Annotated in this window: 8 protein-coding genes; 2 read left to right on the forward strand and 6 right to left on the reverse strand. The window is 52.5% G+C overall.

Annotated features, from left to right (window positions below; translation table 11 throughout):
- Positions 1-36 precede the first annotated feature (36 nt).
- The 4 genes from ACFMKP_RS03150 to ACFMKP_RS03165 all read right to left on the reverse strand — a co-directional run bounded on the left by ACFMKP_RS03150 (position 37) and on the right by ACFMKP_RS03165 (position 5,035).
- Complete coding sequence (locus ACFMKP_RS03150; protein WP_382288984.1) at positions 37-1,164, reverse strand: long-chain fatty acid--CoA ligase; 1,128 nt, start codon at positions 1,162-1,164, stop codon at positions 37-39.
- A gap of 836 nt (positions 1,165-2,000) precedes the next feature.
- A complete protein-coding gene (locus tag ACFMKP_RS03155; protein ID WP_382288986.1) occupies positions 2,001-2,777 on the reverse strand; it encodes a DUF1295 domain-containing protein in 777 nt (258 codons plus the stop codon).
- A 15-nt stretch (positions 2,778-2,792) separates the two neighbouring features.
- Positions 2,793-4,244, reverse strand: a complete 1,452-nt coding sequence (locus ACFMKP_RS03160) for an ArnT family glycosyltransferase (protein WP_382288988.1) — start codon at positions 4,242-4,244, stop codon at positions 2,793-2,795.
- 128 nt (positions 4,245-4,372) lie between these two features.
- Entirely contained in the window at positions 4,373-5,035 is a 663-nt protein-coding gene (locus ACFMKP_RS03165) for a hemolysin III family protein (RefSeq protein WP_204754586.1), read from the reverse strand.
- A gap of 173 nt (positions 5,036-5,208) precedes the next feature.
- On the opposite strand from ACFMKP_RS03165, the gene ACFMKP_RS03170 reads away from it, so the two are divergent.
- Positions 5,209-7,935 (forward strand): phosphoenolpyruvate carboxylase, encoded by a 2,727-nt coding sequence (locus ACFMKP_RS03170; protein WP_382288990.1) that lies wholly within the window; start codon positions 5,209-5,211, stop codon positions 7,933-7,935.
- A 258-nt stretch (positions 7,936-8,193) separates the two neighbouring features.
- Here the strand turns inward: ACFMKP_RS03170 and ACFMKP_RS03175 are convergent, their stop codons facing one another.
- Positions 8,194-9,480 (reverse strand): acetyl-CoA hydrolase/transferase family protein, encoded by a 1,287-nt coding sequence (locus tag ACFMKP_RS03175; RefSeq protein ID WP_382288992.1) that lies wholly within the window; start codon positions 9,478-9,480, stop codon positions 8,194-8,196.
- A gap of 198 nt (positions 9,481-9,678) precedes the next feature.
- Between ACFMKP_RS03175 and ligA the strand changes: the two genes are divergently transcribed.
- On the forward strand, positions 9,679-11,694 hold the full coding sequence (gene ligA / locus ACFMKP_RS03180; RefSeq protein ID WP_382289431.1) for an NAD-dependent DNA ligase LigA: 2,016 nt from the start codon (positions 9,679-9,681) through the stop codon (positions 11,692-11,694).
- Positions 11,695-11,995: 301 nt separating this feature from the next.
- Here ligA and ACFMKP_RS03185 read toward each other — a convergent pair whose 3' ends face one another.
- Positions 11,996-13,171 carry an RtcB family protein gene (locus tag ACFMKP_RS03185; RefSeq protein ID WP_382288994.1) on the reverse strand — a complete coding sequence of 392 codons (1,176 nt, stop codon included), beginning with the start codon at positions 13,169-13,171 and terminating at the stop codon, positions 11,996-11,998.
- Positions 13,172-13,225: the final 54 nt, after the last annotated feature.

Raw genomic sequence — 13,225 nt, forward strand, 5'->3', positions numbered from 1 at the left:
CTAGCCATGCGAGCGGCTAGTGGCTCCTATAACTATTTAGCCATTGCCATTGCGGCGAGCAGCTAGGACATCTTCAACCGCCAGCGAACAACCGCGAAGTTCGGCTCCGCTGGCCCGACCAAGCACCTCGAAGCCATCGGCCACGACCACGCCTAAATCTTCGGTTTGCAAGGCAAGCACCGAATAGAGATTGGCCAAATCGAGGTGGCGCAACAGGCCAGTTTCGCCAGCAGGCAAGGGTGCAAAGGTGGTTGGGTCGACAACTTGGGTGCGCACCCATGGCACAACGACTTTATGCCGTGGTTGCCATTCGCGCAGATAGGCCGAGTGCAACGAGCTATCGTAGAATTGGCTGCCCAATTCGGTCATGCCATATTCGTTGACACACATGGTCGATGGAATGCCCAAAACCTCGCTGTAGAGGGCATATAAATCGTTGCGGGCAATTTCGCGCACTTTGCCTTTCGAGCCGCCAGTATCCATCAAGCGGCTGCCCTTGGGCAATTGCCAACGCTTGCCATGCTCGGCGCACCAATCGAGAAAATAGACGAAGGTATACATCACGCCCATCAAACAAATGGGCTGATTGTTGGCAACCGCAGTGTCGAGCGCTGCGGCTAAAGTCGCTGAATCAAGGCCCTCGGCGCTAAACACATAGCGGCTTTCAGGGCTGCCATGCTGCTCAATTGCATCGCTGAGCATATGCGCCAACGACGATTGTGGCAGTTCATGCGCCTGCCAAAACAGCACATAAATTGGCATGCGTTTGGCATCGGGAAACAGGTGGTAGGCTAAATTTGGCCGCAACGATGCTTCATACAACGAGCGATCGCGGATGTAGTGCGAGCCGCGTTGCTCGCTGCCTTGAGTTGTGCCGCTGGTGCGATAAATCACTTGGGCCTCGTCCGGCGGGAAGGTGGTGAGAGGCAAGTGTTTGAAGGCGGTGGTGGGCACTGCTGGAATTTCCGACCAATGCATAACTCGCTCAGGGCTGAGCATGCGCCGCTCACAATAGCGTTGATAGACAAGGTTGTGTTGCCATTGGTAGCGAAAGGTTCGCAAGGCTAAATCATTAAATAAACTATCGTCAGCAGGGTCGATCGAGCGCACACCTGCTTTCATCAAAGCGCGAATTTCGAAGTCTAGGGTTTCTATCTCGTTCATTTCCAACCTCAGTTGAGCCAAAACACGCCCGCAGGACGCGAATTGAATTGTACCACGGGCACTTTGGGTCTTGTTATCAATAAGGTCAGAAGACAAAAGGCAAAAATCAAAAAGATCAGGCTATATGCTTTGGGCTATAGGCTATTGGGAATAATAATCAAATACATCTGGGCAATCTGTGGCGAAAATAAAGGATGAGGGATGAAAAGCAGAAGACAAAAGTCAAAAATCAAAAAGAACAGAGAGCATAGAACCGAGAGCATAAGTATTGAGGATCGGGGATTCTTACAAGGGTAGGTTGTTAAGATCCCCTCACCCCAACCCCTCTCCCGTGGCGCGGGCGAGGGGCTTTAACAGCGTGGTTCGCTCCCAATTCCTTGGTGCACCACGGATGCTCCCCCTCGCCCGCGTTTTCGTGGGAGAGGGGGTTGGGGGGTGAGGGAACGCTCCACCGCCGACCAATCGCTCAAAACCTACCCTTGAAAGGATCGGGGTTTGGGTGTCAGGGGTTAGAGATTAGGCTTTAACGCAGAGGCGCAGAGAATGGCAGGCTATTGACTGAAGGCTATAGGCTGGCGGAACAATGGTGTGGTAGTTCAAGAATTTCGTACTGGTTCATTGCGTTAACCATGGCCTGATCCCCTCACCCCCTAGCCCCCTCTCCCGCCCGCGAGGGGGAACCGCGCAGTCAGTGCTCCCCTCGCCCGCGTTCAGTGGGAGAGGGGCAGGGGGTGAGGGAACATGGTTGCCAATCCAATGAACCAGTACACATAGCCCATAGCCTTCATGTCCTTCGTGCGCTTCGTGCGCTTCGTGGATCAAAATGTTCTGCTTGATTAGCTTTTGGGAAACCACGGCAAGAAAGCGCTAGTTTTGGCGATGTAATCTGCATACTGGGGCTTGGTTTTAACCAAGGTACGTTCTAAGAGCATCACGCCTGAAACCCGAATAATCAGCAAGGTCATGAGCAATGCGCCGATAATTTGCCAATAACTGCCAGCGGCAATTGAAAAGAGCGCATAGCCCCACCAGACTGCCGAATCGCCAAAATAATTGGGGTGACGGGTGAAGCGCCATAAACCTGAGCGTAGCACCTGGCCTTTATTGGCCGGATTGGCCTTGAAGCGGCTGAGTTGCCAATCGCCAAAAGCCTCAAAACTAAAGCCAATCAGCCAAACCACAATCGCCAAATAATCGATCCAGTTCCAGCTATTACCCCCAGTTTGGGCACCAAGCAAGGTCAATGAAATGATCAATGCCAAGATGCCTTGCAATAAAAATACTTGGAAAAAGCTAAACCACCAATAGCGCTCGGCTCCGTAGCGCCGTCGAAACTCAACATACCGAAAATCTTCGGGCTTGCCCCAATTACGCCAGCCAATATAGAGCGTTAAGCGTAATCCCCAAATCGTCACCAAGCTGCTAATAATCAGTTTACGTTGGCCATCGCCTTGAGCTTGGCTAAAATACCACCAAGTTAAGGCCACAAAACACATACCCCAGCAAATATCCACAATGCTGGCATTGCTAATTTTGACACTCCACAACCACGCCAGCGTCAGCGGAACCATCACGACCGCCAAACCCAACCTCCAAATTAGCCAAAAACTCATGCGAACCTCACACGGCTAACGCACCCAAATATCATAACCACCCAAATGCACGCGCATTCGATAGGGCGCAACTTGCAGCATGGCATCAAAGCCCATCGGGCGCACTGCACCATAGGTCACAATGACTTTTGGTGGTTTGCTGCGTAACTGTTGCAATGTCTCGTCGAGTGCATTGGGTAAAATCGCTAAGGGATAATCGTAGGGAAAACGGCTTGGGACGGCATAGTTGCCATACAGGTAAATTTCTGGCTCGGCGGCCCAAACCCAGACGCTGGTTTGCTTGCCCACATTGCTATCGATCCATTCGACCACTTTGGGCGCGAGGGCAAAGAATTCGCGGCCATCAACGCCATACAGTTGTTCAATTTGGGCTTCGGGAGTCTTATTATACAACGGCCAGAGGCTGCTCAAAGGCAAAATCGCCAGCAAAACCGCAATCAAAACTATCGAAAAATCTTTGTATTGTTGTAAAAAGCCAAAACGTACTTTGGCCAGACCACCAGCAAACACCGCCAAGGCTGGCACCAGCGCCTGATAATAATGGGGATAGGCCCGTAAACTGACAAACGCGCTGGCGATCAAGCCAAGGCTCCATAAGCCAGCGAAGATCAGACTTGGCCAGTAGCGCCGTCGTCGCCATGCCAAGGTTGCACCAATAATGCCCGCCACCACTAAGAGCAGCAACGAGCGCCAAATTGGCCAAAGTTGGCCGAGTGTGGCATTGGTTTGCTGCAAATAGGTCGTGTTATACGTCCAATTTGCTTCAACAAAATCGCTCCAGCCGCCAGCTAGCGCAAAATAGAGCACGGTTGGAATTAATACTAGCGCCAAGCCATCAACAATCAGAATTGCTCTCCCAATTCGTTCGTTGACATCGCCTTTAATCGCCAGCGTGGTGACAAACAGGGCTGGCACGATTAATACGCCAACTGGTTTGGCTAAAATCGCCACTGCCGCCGCAATTCCGGCCAGCATCCACCAAGCTTTTTGCCCGCTATCAAGCGCCTTGAGTCCAAAGAGCAAGGCCAAGCCACTGGGCAAAAGCATAATCGCTTCGCTGTTGAAGGTCACGCCTTGCAGAAAAACGGCGCTATTCCAGCTTGCCACCAAGATTGCAGTCAGCACGCCTGCAACCTCAGAGCGCCACAAGCGCCGCCCAGCCCGCCACATCACCAAGGTTGTGACCAGCAGCCAGAGCGTTGCCCAAACTCGAATCGCCTGCACTGGCTCAGCACCAACCAATATCGGCGGCGCATATGCAGCATAGACAAACGGCGGTTTATGATCAAAACGGTCGCGGTAGGGAATCGCCCCATCAGCCCAATCGCGGGCAATGACGGCATAGGCAGCTTCGTCGCGCTCAAGTGGCAGTTGATGCAATGGCATACGCAGCAGCCAAATCAAGCCACAAACCGCGCCAATTACTGCCCACAAGGCCAAGCGTCGCCGCCGAAAACGTCGCAACATGGCTTAATCCCCCACACCAAAAGATTGTTAGCCGCAATAATACTGCAAATTGGCAAAAAGCCTAAAAAAAGCCCAGCCGCGCAGATTCCTGCTAGCTGAGCCATGAATTAAATTGGTTATGGCCGATTTTAGCCGAGATAGAGCGCCATGACCAAGAAGTGGCAAACGCTGCCGCCCATCACAAAGCCATGCCAAATGGCGTGGTTGTAGGGCAATTTTTCCCAGCGATAGAAAATTACGCCAGCGGTGTATGTTAGGCCACCAGCAACCAGCAGCGCAAATGCTCCGCCTGGCAAACTCGCCACCATATCATCCCACGCCATCACCGAGAGCCAGCCCATGCCCACATACATCAAGGTCGAAAGCAGTTCAAAGCGCTTGATGAAAAATAATTTAAAGCAGATTCCAGCAAACGCACAGCCCCAAATGAGGCCAAATAACGTCCAAGCTAAGCTGGTCTGCAAGCTGACCAACAAAATTGGGGTGTAGGTGCCTGCAATCAATAAATAAATTGCACAGTGGTCGAAAATTTTAAGCAAATATTTGGCGCGTGGGTTGCGAATGCTATGATACAGCGTCGAGGCCAGATACATACAAATCAAGCTCAGCCCATAGACCGTGAAGCTGGCGATGCGCCATGGATCGCCCGTGTTAATCGCCATGACTAATAAAATCACCAAGCCTGCCACGCTCAAGGCGACCCCAATCCCATGGGTAATCGCGTTGGCCAATTCTTCGGCGGCTGAATATTCTGAGTAGTGTACGTTGCGCTCTTGAATTGCTTTTGCCATATAACCTCCAGCTAAGCGATGATTTGCTAACATGTATTATACCTTGTAATGCAAGGTACTTTGCAATATCAGGTATAGTTCTTTTAGGCTAGCCAAGCGAGCGATTTTTGCTATACTTGGCGCGCAGCGTTGCACCACGAGAGTAAAGATTCCTGTAGTTCGAGGTATTTGCCATGGCCAATTTGCCAAGCTACGATTTTGCCGATTTGATCAAAGCTGACCATGACGCTGAATTTTTGTTAACCTGTTTCGCTGAAGTCTTGCACGAATTAGGCGAGGCTGATCTCGCTGGCTACCTTGGGTTGCCCACCACAACCCCAACCAATGCCCAAATTACCCCAGAACGAGCGATTCAAGCGGCCTCGCTCAGCTTTCAATTGCTGAATATGGTCGAGGAAAATGCCGCTGCCCAACAACGCCGCCTGCGCGAATCAGCCGAGGGCTTCAACGCCGAAGTTGGCTTGTGGGGCAATACCCTACAAAGCCTGAGCCAAGCAGGCTTTAGCGCCGAGCAGATTGCCGCCGCGCTGGGCCAAATTCAGGTTGAGCCAGTCCTGACTGCGCATCCAACCGAGGCCAAACGCGCAACCATGCTTGAACATTATCGACGCTTATATTTGCTCTTGGTCAAGCGCGAGAACCCAATTTGGACTCCACTTGAGCAACAAGCTTTGCGCAACGAAATTAAAGTCGAGTTGGAGCGGCTTTGGCGCACTGGCGAAATTTTCCTGGCCAAGCCCGATGTTGCCGATGAATTGCGCAATATTATTCACTATTTGCGCCATGTTTTCCCTGCTAGCCTTGCCACGCTTGATCTGCGTTTGCAACAGGCTTGGCAATTACAAGGCTTTGAATCAAGTCTCTTGGCCCAAACCGCGCAATTGCCGCATGTGCAGTTTGGCACCTGGGTCGGCGGCGATCGCGATGGCCATCCCTTGGTTACGGCGGCGGTCACGCGTTTTGCCTTACAAGAATTACGGCGCAATGCACTCGATGTTCTACACGAGCAATTAGTTCAATTAGTGATCAAATTAAGCTTATCTGACCGTTTGCAGCCACCGCCCAGTGCCTTGCTTGCTGCCCTCGATAGCACTGCCGCCGCGCTTGGTCAGCGTGGTCAAATTGCTTTGGCGCGCAATCCCGAGGAGCCATGGCGACAATCGATCAACCTGATCATTGCGCGCTTGCCTGAAGCAGGCCAGCCGCGCCAGCCGTGGCACTATCGCACAAGCAACGAGGTTGTTGCCGATTTGCAATTTTTGGCCGAGCAACTGAATGCGGTTGGTGCGCAACGGCTAGCGCTCAACGATCTTCAGCCAGTAATTCGCAGCGTGCAAAGCTTAGGCTTTCACAGCGCGGTGCTCGATATTCGCCAAAACAGCAAATTCCACGATTTGGCAATTGAGCAATTGCTGCAAGCTGCCGGATTCAGCGATTATCACTTTAGCAGTTGGCCGGAAGCACAACGGCTGGAGTTGATGAACCGTGAGTTGCAAAGCGCGCGCCCATTTGCCCATCCGAACTTTGAGTTGGGCAACGAAGCCAGTGCTGTGCGCGATTGCTACCGCGTTTTGGCTGATGAAATTGCCCAGCATGGCACTGCTGGCCTTGGTTCGCTGATTATCAGCATGACCCGTAGCCTCTCGGATTTGCTAGCGGTTTATTTGCTGGCCCGCGAAGCAGGCTTGTTGCAAGTAACTGCGGCTGGTTTGGCCTGTGTATTGCCCGTCGTGCCATTGTTCGAGACGATCGAAGATTTGGAAATTAGCCCTGATATTCTCGATGCCTTTTTGGCCCATCCAGTGAGCCAAGCCAGCCGCAGCTTGCGCCAAACCAGCGTGCAGCAAGTGATGGTTGGTTATAGCGATAGCAACAAAGATGGCGGAATTTTGGCCAGCCTTTGGAGCTTGTATCGAGCGCAAGGCACACTAGCAGCGGTTGGAGCCAAGCACAATGTGCGGGTGCGCTTCTTCCATGGCCGTGGCGGCACGATTAGCCGTGGCGCTGGGCCGACCCACCGCTTCTTGAATGCCTTGCCAGCAGCGGCGTTGGCAGGCGATTTGCGCATGACTGAGCAAGGCGAAACCATCGCCCAAAAATATGCCAACCAGATCACGGCGGTCTACAATTTAGAATTAATGGTCGCTGGCGTAACTGAAGCCACGTTGCTTGGCTCGCAGCGCGATCAAACCCCACATAGCCTTGCGCCAACCATGGATGCCTTGACCGCCTATAGTCGCCAACGCTACGAAAGCCTGATCCAGACCCCGGGCTTTATTCAGTTTTTTGGCCAAGCCACGCCCATCGATGTGATTGAGCAAGGCAAAATTGGCTCGCGGCCTGCCCGCCGCACTGGCCAGCGCACGCTTGGCGATTTGCGGGCGATTCCATGGGTGTTTAGCTGGAGCCAAGCGCGCTTTTTCCTTTCTGGCTGGTATGGGGTTGGCAGTGGCTTGGCATGGCTCGCCGAGCAGCATCCCGACCAATTTGATCAACTGAAAGCCGCTGCCTTTGAGTGGTATCCGCTTAAATATTTGCTCACCAACGTCAGCACTAGCTTGCTCTCTGCTGATTTGGCCACGATGCAAGCCTACAGTCAGTTGGTCGAAGATTCGGCGGTGCGTGAGCCGATTATGGCTGCAATCGAGGCCGAATTTAAGCAAACCCAACACCAACTAGAGCTGATTTTTGGCGGCAGTTTGGCCGAACGTCGCCCGCGCATCTACCGCATGTTACAAGGTCGCCAAGCACGGCTTAGCCAATTGCATCAACAACAGATCAATTTGCTGCACACATGGCGCAGCTTGCCCAGCGAGCAAGTGCCAGAGCGTGAGCAATTATTAACTCAATTGCTGCTGACGGTAAATGCCATCGCCAGCGGCCTGCGCACCACTGGCTAAATGTCATGGTCATACCAAAAAAATTCCCTCACCCCCCAACCCCCTCTCCCACTGAACGCGGGCGAGGGGGAGTATCCGTTTTTACCGACGAATTGCGGGAGAACCACCGTGTTAAAGCCCCTCTCCCGCGCCACGGAAGCGGGGTTGGGATGAGGGGGAGCATCGATTTATACCGACGCATTACGCAAGAACCAAGGCGTTAAAGCCCCTCGCCCGTTCAACGGGCGAGGGGTTGAGGGGTGAGGGAACGAAACTCAACTAATGTTTCAGCGCTGCTTCGCCGTGAAAGCGTTCGTAGGCGGCGCGTTCGAGGGCTTCGCGTTGGTCGGGGTGGGCAATATCAATCAAGGCTTTGGCCCGTTCGCGCAAGGTTTTGCCATACAAATAGGCCACGCCATATTCAGTCACGATATATTGAACATGCGCGCGGGTTGTCACCACACTCGCGCCTTCGTGCAGCACTGGCACAATTCGCGATTGGCCGCGCCGAGTGGCAGAAGGCAGGGCAATAATTGGCTTACCGCCCTCTGAGAGCGCCGCGCCGCGCATAAAGTCCATTTGGCCGCCAACGCCTGAATATTGATAGGTGCCAATCGAATCGGCACAAACTTGACCGGTCAAATCAACTTCAATCGCACTGTTGATGGCGGTCACATTCGGGTTGCGCCGAATCACGCTGGTATCGTTGATGTAGGTGATGTCGAGCATGGCAATCTGCGGGTTGTCATCAACAAAATCATACAAGCGCCGCGTGCCCATCATAAACCCGCCAACAATTTTGCCTGGGTGGGTTTTCTTCATTTTGCCGTTGATGATGCCGCATTCAACCAAATCGATGATGCCATCGGAAAACATTTCGGTGTGAATACCCAAGTTTTTGTGGTTGGTCAACGCTGCCAGCACTGCATCGGGAATCGCGCCAATGCCCATTTGCAAGGTTGCGCCATCGCTGACCAAGCCTGCAACATGGCGGCCAATTGCCCGTTCTACGTCGCTCAATGTGGCTGGCGCATGTTCATAAATTGGCTCATCGACTTCGACCGCAAAATGAATTTGATTGAGGTGAATCTGGCCATCGCCATGGGTGCGAGGCATATGTGGGTTGATTTGGGCAATCACACATTTGGCCACTTCGACCGCAGCGCGGGTGACATCGACCGAAACGCCAAGCGAGCAAAAACCATGCTGATCGGGCGGCGAAACTTGAATTAATGCCACATCAAGCGGCAAAATCCCGCGGCGGAATAAACCAGGCACTTCGCTCAAAAAGACCGGCACATAATCAGCTTCACCAGTCACCACGGCGCTGCGAATATTCGAGCCAATAAACAAGGCCCGAGTATGAAAACTTTCGCGATATTTGGGATCGGTATATGGCGCTGGACCTTCGGTATGAATATGCACTAATTCCACGTCGCGCAATTCATCGGCACGGGCAACTAAGGCCGCAATTAATTGTTGAGGTGCTGCGGCAACACTATGAATAAACACACGATCGTGTGATTTAATCGCTTGAACAGCTTCGTTGGCTGAAACGTAACGCATCCTAAGCCCCCTAAATCGTTTTGTTGTAGCTTGGCTACTGCTCTATTGTGCCCGATTTCAGGCCACTCCGAAGTGAAAAGAGCTAAGGAATGGGTTAAGGTTTGGCAACCTCGAAATTGGCTAAATTGTCGCGCCATTTGTCACAGACAGCCGTTATAATACATCTGTTCGATTAAATTGGAGGATGCATGCATGGCCGTGTCAGAGCAGACGGTTGCCCGCGCCGCAAGCTTGCGCGATGAATTGAATCGCTATAACCATCATTACTATACGCTTGACGCGCCGTTGGTCAGCGATGCCCAATACGATAGTTTATTGAATGAATTGCGGGCAATTGAAGCAGAATATCCCGAATTGCGCACCCCCGATTCGCCAACCCAACGCGTTGGCAGCGCTCCCTTAGGTAAATTTCCCAAAGTGCAACACCCTGTGCCAATGTTGAGCCTTGGCAATGCGTTTAATGCAGATGATTTGGCTGCTTGGCGACGACGCGCCGAGCAAATTATTGGTGCGCAGCCTATGCGCTACATGGTCGAGCCAAAAATCGATGGCTTAGCCGTGGCTTTAACCTATATCAATGGCGTGTTTAGCGTTGGCGCAACCAGAGGCAATGGCGAAATTGGCGAAGATATTACCGCTAATTTGCGCACAATTCGCGATGTGCCCTTGCGGCTGCAACCAATCGACGGCCAGCCTCTGCCAGAGCGCATCGAGGTGCGCGGCGAGGTCTATTTGCCAATCGAAGCCTTTAATCAATTGAATGAACGCCAAGCCCATGCAGGCGAAAAAGTCTTTGCCAACCCACGCAATGCTGCCGCCGGATCGTTGCGCCAGCTCGATTCGACGATTACTGCGAGCCGTCCGTTGCGCTTTTTTGCCTACGCCGTCGGCCCGTTCAGCGGCGTAGAACTGAATAGCCAAGCTGAAACCCTCAATACCTTGCGCCATTATGGCTTTAGCATCAATCCCGATACGCGGCTTTTTGATGATTTTGCTGCCGTGGTCGATTATTGTCACGAGTGGATGGGCCGCCGTGAATTGCTCAGCTACGAAGTTGATGGCGTGGTGGTCAAAATCGATGATTTTGCTATGCAACGCGAGCTTGGTGTGGTTGGCCGCGATCCACGCTGGGCAATTGCCTACAAATTTCCAGCCCGCGAAGAAACCACAACCTTGCTGAATATTGTGATCAATGTTGGCCGCACTGGTAAGCTTATCCCCAACGCCGTGCTTGAGCCAATCAGTTTGGGCGGCACGACGGTGCAACATGCCTCGCTGCACAACGCCGATTACATCATCAGCCGCGATATTCGCATTGGCGATCGGGTGGTGGTCAAACGGGCTGGCGACGTGATTCCGTATGTGATTGGGCCAATTGTCGAGGCGCGGACTGGCAACGAGCAACCATGGCCAGCGCCAACGTTTTGTCCAACTTGTGGTCAGCCAGTCGAGCAACTAGCCGACGAAGTTGATATTTATTGCATCAACAATGCCTGTCCTGCACGCCTGATTCGCTCAATCGAACATTGGGTGAGCCGTGGCGCGATGGATATTGTGGGCATGGGCGAGCGTCAAGCCAGCCAATTTGTCGAAATGGGCTTGATCACATCGATTCCTGATATTTACCGTTTGAACATTGCGAGCTTTGCTGGTCGCGAAGGCTATGGCGATCGGCGCGTGGCTAATTTGCTGAATGCGATCGAAGAATCCAAGCAGCGCCCGCTTGATCGGGTGATTACAGCTTTGGGGATCAACGGCGTTGGCACCGTTGCTGCGGTTGATTTGGCGCGCAATTTCCGCTCGCTGCCAGCCTTGGCCCAAGCCACAATTGAGCAATTGACCGCGATTGATGGGATTGGTGGCAGCACGGCCCAAAGTGTGGTCGATTTTTTCAGCACGCCAGCTAACCAACAATTGATTGCCGAACTGCTGGCCTTGGGCGTACAAGCCCAACTTGGCGCTGTTGCCGAGCAGCAAAGCGATCGCTTGGCAGGCAAGAGCTTTGTGATCACTGGTACCTTGCCAGGCATTAGCCGCGAAGCCGCCCAAGCTTTGATCGAAGCCCATGGCGGCAAGGTTGGCGGTAGCGTCAGCAAGAAAACCGATTATTTGCTGGCAGGCGATGCTGCTGGCTCGAAGCTGACCAAAGCCCAAAGCTTAGGCGTGAAGGTGCTGAGCATAGACGATTTGCATGCGCTGCTCGCCGATAGTTAATTATTGATCCACGAAGAGCACGAAGCTACACGAAGGCTGAAATTGCGAAGGCCATAAAGCCTGAAACCGCGAAGAACGCGAAGATCGCGAAGGTTTCTATTGTTATTGTCTTTGCTAACAATCTTACTTCGTGCTCTTCGTGTCCTTCGTGGTTAAAAAAACGCTCTGCGCTAAATTCTGAAATCTAATTGATCGAAAATATTTCGATAGCCAATAGCCTCGTTCTCTCTGCGCCTCTGCATTAAATTCTGATTCTCAATTCTGCCTTTTGATTTTTTGACTTCTGACTTGGCTTTATGTTCTAATCCTTATACGGATCGAACTCGTTTTCGCCAGCCATCGCCACGCCCAAAGGCTGCAAAGTGTGCAGAATTTTGACCGTATTGGCATGATGGTTGAGCACATCAGGCAAGCGTTTGTAGCAATGTGGCGATTCATCGGTGCCAGCGCCGCGTAATTCAACACCTTTTTGCTGCACCCAGGTATTCATCATTTCGCGCGAGATTTTGCCAGGCGAGAACACTTTGCCAGTGCGCCAATTGACTTTGCCACGGGCTGCGGTGCGGCTCATTACCCGCCCAGCGCCATGCACGGTTGAATGCAAGGCAGTTTTAGATTCTGGCGAATCGATACCTTCTAAAATGACCGAAATATCGCCCATCGAGCCGCCAACAAAGCCGCGCTGGCCTGGAAAGGCTGGGGTTGCGCCTTTGCGCACGACCCACATATCAACCCCGTTATGGGTTTCGCGCCAAGCAAAATTGTGGTGGTTATGGATCTCGTCAAGGATGTTTGCGCCTAAAATACGCGCCACCTCGCCACAAACCCAATCGCGGCCAGCGTAGGCATAGCGCCCAGCCAAATTCATACAGGTTAAATATTGCTCGCCCAAATCCGAGGCGGCTGGCAAAATCAAGGGCGCAACGTCCATGCCATCTTTCGCGCCGCCCGCCGCTAAAAAGTAGGTGGCGGTTTTATGGCCTAAGCCGCGCGAGCCAAAGTGCACGCCAATCCAAGCCCGATCCAGTTCGTCGGCGAATAAATCGACATAATGATTGCCAGAGCCGATTGTGCCAAGCTGATTGCGGGCAATTTGTTTCAATTTTTTGACCGCTGGAATTTTCCACGCTGGGTCATCAAACAATTCATGATCAACGCTTTGGCGATTATTCAAGCCAACTCCAAACGACAATGAACGCCAGATGTCGTCCATAATCTGTTTAATATTGGCGCGAACTTCGCTGGCTGGCATGTCGAGCAAGACGGCTTTGTTGCCGCAGGCAATATCGTAGCCAACGCCCGAAGGGCTAATTGCATCACGGTAGGCCACTACGCCGCCAATTGGCACCGCATAGCCTTTATGATGATCAGCCATCAATGCCACCGCGTCGGCATCAAGCGCACAGGTTTTAATCTGGCTCAACGCCCCTTCATCAATTGGATCACCCCAGATTGGAATATTCTCAACGTACTGCACGATCGCTCTCCTATCGCTTTAAAACAAAAATGGGCTATAGCTTAGCATAGCCCA

Origin of the sequence: Herpetosiphon sp. NSE202 (assembly GCF_042688385.1) — a bacterium.
In the GTDB taxonomy this organism is placed as follows: Bacteria; Chloroflexota; Chloroflexia; order Chloroflexales; family Herpetosiphonaceae; genus Herpetosiphon.

What these genes read in the sequence shown, in the direction of transcription:
- ACFMKP_RS03170 (WP_382288990.1), top strand. Translation starts at nt 5,209, where the DNA reads ATGGCCAATTTGCCAAGCTACGATTTTGCCGATTTGATCAAAGCTGAC.
- ACFMKP_RS03165 (WP_204754586.1), bottom strand. Translation starts at nt 5,035, where the DNA reads ATGGCAAAAGCAATTCAAGAGCGCAACGTACACTACTCAGAATATTCA.
- ACFMKP_RS03175 (WP_382288992.1), bottom strand. Translation starts at nt 9,480, where the DNA reads ATGCGTTACGTTTCAGCCAACGAAGCTGTTCAAGCGATTAAATCACAC.
- ACFMKP_RS03160 (WP_382288988.1), bottom strand. Translation starts at nt 4,244, where the DNA reads ATGTTGCGACGTTTTCGGCGGCGACGCTTGGCCTTGTGGGCAGTAATT.
- ACFMKP_RS03155 (WP_382288986.1), bottom strand. Translation starts at nt 2,777, where the DNA reads ATGAGTTTTTGGCTAATTTGGAGGTTGGGTTTGGCGGTCGTGATGGTT.
- ACFMKP_RS03150 (WP_382288984.1), bottom strand. Translation starts at nt 1,164, where the DNA reads ATGAACGAGATAGAAACCCTAGACTTCGAAATTCGCGCTTTGATGAAA.